Origin of the sequence: Klebsiella sp. Ech2A (genome assembly GCF_030078455.1) — a bacterium.
GTDB classification, from domain to species: Bacteria; Pseudomonadota; Gammaproteobacteria; order Enterobacterales; family Enterobacteriaceae; genus Klebsiella; species Klebsiella terrigena.
Genome location: NZ_JAQGFU010000304.1, coordinates 1 through 3,655 on the forward strand (window position 1 = coordinate 1; position 3,655 = coordinate 3,655).

Genomic DNA, 3,655 nt, shown 5'->3' on the forward strand with positions numbered 1-3,655 from the left:
GTTCATAGGAATTTCGGCGTAGCCGTCGGTGCGGCCTTCGGCTACCCAGGCAAGCGCCAGCGCGCCGGAACCGCCGCGGCGCACGCTGGCACCAAGATTAAGCATCGCAGCCATGACGTCCAGGTAGTGGCGCTGGCTGTGGCGAGAAGACCAGCCCAGCTCCACGCAAGCCCGCTGCGCGTCGGTAATGGCGCTACAGCGCAGCGGCTGGCCGTTTTTCAGCGCATAATGGCCGCGGCGAGCCAGGTAGAGTTCCTGGCTTACCGGGTTATAAATAGCGCCCAGCTCGGTGATGCCGTGGCGAACCCAGGCGATGCACACGCAAAAATGGGCAATACCGCGGGCAAAGTTGGCGGTGCCGTCGATCGGATCTACCACCCACAAACTCTCCGCGCTGGCGGGCTGGCTGGCGGTCTCTTCGCCGAGGATCAAATCTTGAGGGAAGGCTTCGTTAATAGCACCTGAAATCAGTGCTTCAACGAAGGTGTCCGCCTCGGTCAGGATATCCTGATGACCCTTCAGTTCATATTCGCCCGCTTTGCGGGTCTGGAAGAAGCGCAGGGCGGTATCTCCGGCTTCGACGATAATACGTTTGAGAGTCGCTTCGCGCTGTTCAATATCAATAGTGGTCAAGGTGTGCTGCCCGTTATAAATGAATGAGGTGTTGCCCGGTTATGTTGTCTGAACCTATTTCTTGTAGTTCAGGCTCCAGAGATCCTGCCAGTCCTGGCGGCTATCCCAGTCTTCTTGTACCGTGGTGGTCAGGTACACCATCAGTTCGCCGCGATATTTTTCAATGCCGGATGCCTCATCGGCCGGCAGTTTTACCTGCTGGTTGGTGGACATTTTGCCGTCTATGCCCTGCGGCGCGATCCCGTCGGCGCTCATCAGGTAGTGGATAAACAGCTTCGCGCTATTCGGGCTTTTGCTGCCGGTGGCAACCACGCCGAGGCTCGGGTAATTCCAGCCGATGAACGGTTTCAGCCCATTACATAGGCCCAGCTTCATGCCCTGCTTGTTGTCGCGGAATTTGGCTGTGGACACCAGGCCGACAAAGTCGGTTTTACTGTCCGGCGCGCCGATGGCGGAAGCGGCGTCGTTATCTGAATGAGTCAGCAGTACGCCGTTGCCCGCCAGCGCTTTGACAAAGGCTGCCGTGGCAGATTTTTCATCGGTTTGTAGCGGCTTGCCGAACTCCTGCTGATAGGCGTCACGAATCTGCTGGTCGTAGTGGGTTTCCATCTGGCTGAACCAGTCGGTGTAAGCCGGTTTGCCCGTCGGGTCCTGCATTGCCACGCGTCCGCGCCATTTCGGTTCCGTCAGTTGCCAGAGGTTGGTAATCGGGCAGGTGGCGTGACGTTCGGTGTTATAGGCGAACACGTTGGGGGCTAACACGATGGTCAGCGGATTTTGGCTGCGGGCGGCAATGCTGCCTTTGAGATCGTCCGGCACCCAGCTTTGCACATAGCCTTTATTCAGCAACTGAACCGTTCCCGCAGGGGCATCCTCAATGATGGCAACGTCGGTCCGCACGTTTTTGGCCTGCGCCTCCCGGCTCATAATTTCAATAATCTGCGGGGCATCGGCTTTTACGCCGCTGGCCTTTAGCCCATATTTTTCGCTGAAGGCCTTCGCCTGCTGCACGATCTTACCGGTTGAGGCGTAAACCGTCATCGGCTGCTCCTGCTTTGCTGCGGCGATCAGCGCCTGCAAATCGAAGGTTTCAGCCTGGGCGTGGTGGCTGCTTAATAGCGTGGCGGCAATCGAGATGGCGGCCAGATTATGCTTCATGGTAGTTCCTCAAAAGTCAGTATGCGGTTAATTCATGGAGAAATCGTGACGCAGCCCGTTGCTATTAAAGAAGTGCAGAGAGGCGGTCGGGAGCTGGCAGTGAACCTGCTGGCTAACCTGCCAGCGCGGGCGCAGCTGCGTGGAATGGAACAGACGATCCTGCCCGGCAATCAGTTCAATCACCCAGCTTCCGCCGGTAGGCATAATGTTATCGATGGTCATCGGGATACCGTTGTTATCCGGTTCCTGGCTGAGAACGATCTCTTCCGGACGAATGCCGCAGTGCCGGGTTTGTTCATGCAGGGTGAAGCGCTGCTGTAGATGCTGCGCCAGCCCGCTGGATGGCTGATGGAGTGGGATCATATTCAGGCGTGGCGTTCCGATAAACTCGGCCACAAAGCGGTTCGCCGGCGTCGCGTAAATCTCATCCGGCGTACCGACCTGCTGCATATGGCCGGCGCTCATCACCGCAATGGTGGTCGCCAGGGTCATGGCTTCCCACTGATCGTGGCTGACAAAAACGATGGTGGTGCCAAAGGTTTCATGTAGACGGCGCAGCTCGGCGCGCATCTCCAGGCGCAGCGCGGCGTCCAGGTTGGAAAGCGGTTCGTCCAGCAGCAGTACGCCGGGATTAACCGCCAGCATGCGGGCGAGGGCGACGCGCTGCTGCTGGCCGCCGGAGAGCTGTGCCGGATAGCGTTTGGCGTAATCAGCGATACGCAATTTCTCCATCACGTCCTGACAGCGGGCGATACGCTCTTTAGCGGCGATTTTCTGCAAACGCAGGCCAAAATCAACGTTCTGCTCCACGGTCATGTGCGGCCAGAGCGCATAGCTCTGAAAGACCAGGCCAATCCCGCGTTTTTCCGGCGGGACGTAGATGCCGTGGGCTATTGAGTCAACGATCCTATCGCCGATAGCAATCTCGCCGCCGCAGGCGTGCTCGATGCCGGCAATCATGCGCAGGATCGTGGTTTTTCCGCAGCCGGAGGGTCCCAGCAGGCACATAAATTCGCCGTCTTTTACCGTCAGGTTGATATTGTTTACCGCCGGGGTATCGCTGCCCGGATAGGTTTTTGTCAGATTATTTAAGTGAATCGTCGGCATTTTATTTCTCCAGACCCTCTGCAAGACCGGTACCGGTGATCTTTTGGATCATCAATGTGCCAGCCCATGAAATCAGTGCGATCATCAGCACCACGGCATTGGCCGCCTGCTGGTAGTTGTAGTCAATCAGGCGCAAGGACCAGGTGGTCAGGACATCCGTTGCGGGAGTCGCGAGGATGACGAACAGGCTGACGCCCTTGATGCCCGAGATAAACGGCAGCAGGATTCCTGTTGCCAGCGGTGCGGCCTGAATAGGAATAACAATGCGGCGGATACGGGTGAACCATCCAGCGCCGGCAATGCGCGCGGCTTCCTCGGCTTCTTTACCTAGCTGGGTCATCGCGGCAATACCGGAGCGGCTGGCGTACGGCATTTTTTCCGCAATCAGCGCTAGTACCAGCAGCAGCGGCGTGCCGTACAGCGCCGGAACCGGCCCGCGAGCGACCGCAAACAGAGACAGAAACGCGGCGGCAAAGGCGATGCCCGGCACAAGGTAGGGCAAAAATGTCAGCTGGCGCAGGAAGGAAGAGAGCCAGCGGAAGTGGCAGCGCATCACCGCGTAGCCAACCAGCAGGCCGAGAATACCGCAGACGATGGACGCCGAGCCGACGATCAGCAGCGTATTCCATACCGTGTGCCAGAACTCGGCCGTGAGCAGAATGCCGTTACGCAGGGCCACGGTATCGAGGTCATGACCAATCCAGTAGGCGAGGGTGAAGTTATCGGCGGTAAAGCGGCCGGGAAGCGTCATTATCGT

General features: G+C 58.3%; 4 protein-coding genes. All 4 read right to left on the reverse strand.

Going from position 1 to position 3,655, the window contains the following annotated elements; all coding sequences use genetic code 11:
- Positions 1-633, reverse strand: a 633-nt coding sequence (locus PFH44_RS25910; RefSeq protein WP_283826606.1) for an inositol monophosphatase family protein, incomplete at its 3' end; no start/stop codon positions are given.
- A gap of 54 nt (positions 634-687) precedes the next feature.
- Positions 688-1,791, reverse strand: coding sequence for an ABC transporter substrate-binding protein (locus PFH44_RS25915; RefSeq protein WP_283826607.1), 1,104 nt, complete (start codon positions 1,789-1,791; stop codon positions 688-690).
- A 27-nt stretch (positions 1,792-1,818) separates the two neighbouring features.
- Positions 1,819-2,898 carry an ABC transporter ATP-binding protein gene (locus tag PFH44_RS25920; RefSeq protein ID WP_045858279.1) on the reverse strand — a complete coding sequence of 360 codons (1,080 nt, stop codon included), beginning with the start codon at positions 2,896-2,898 and terminating at the stop codon, positions 1,819-1,821.
- A gap of 1 nt (position 2,899) precedes the next feature.
- On the reverse strand, positions 2,900-3,655 hold a 756-nt coding region (locus tag PFH44_RS25925), incomplete at its 5' end, for an ABC transporter permease (protein WP_283826608.1).

Bases quoted from the DNA above. Each gene is read 5' to 3' on its own strand.
- PFH44_RS25915 (WP_283826607.1), bottom strand. From the start codon at position 1,791: ATGAAGCATAATCTGGCCGCCATCTCGATTGCCGCCACGCTATTAAGC.
- PFH44_RS25920 (WP_045858279.1), bottom strand. From the start codon at position 2,898: ATGCCGACGATTCACTTAAATAATCTGACAAAAACCTATCCGGGCAGC.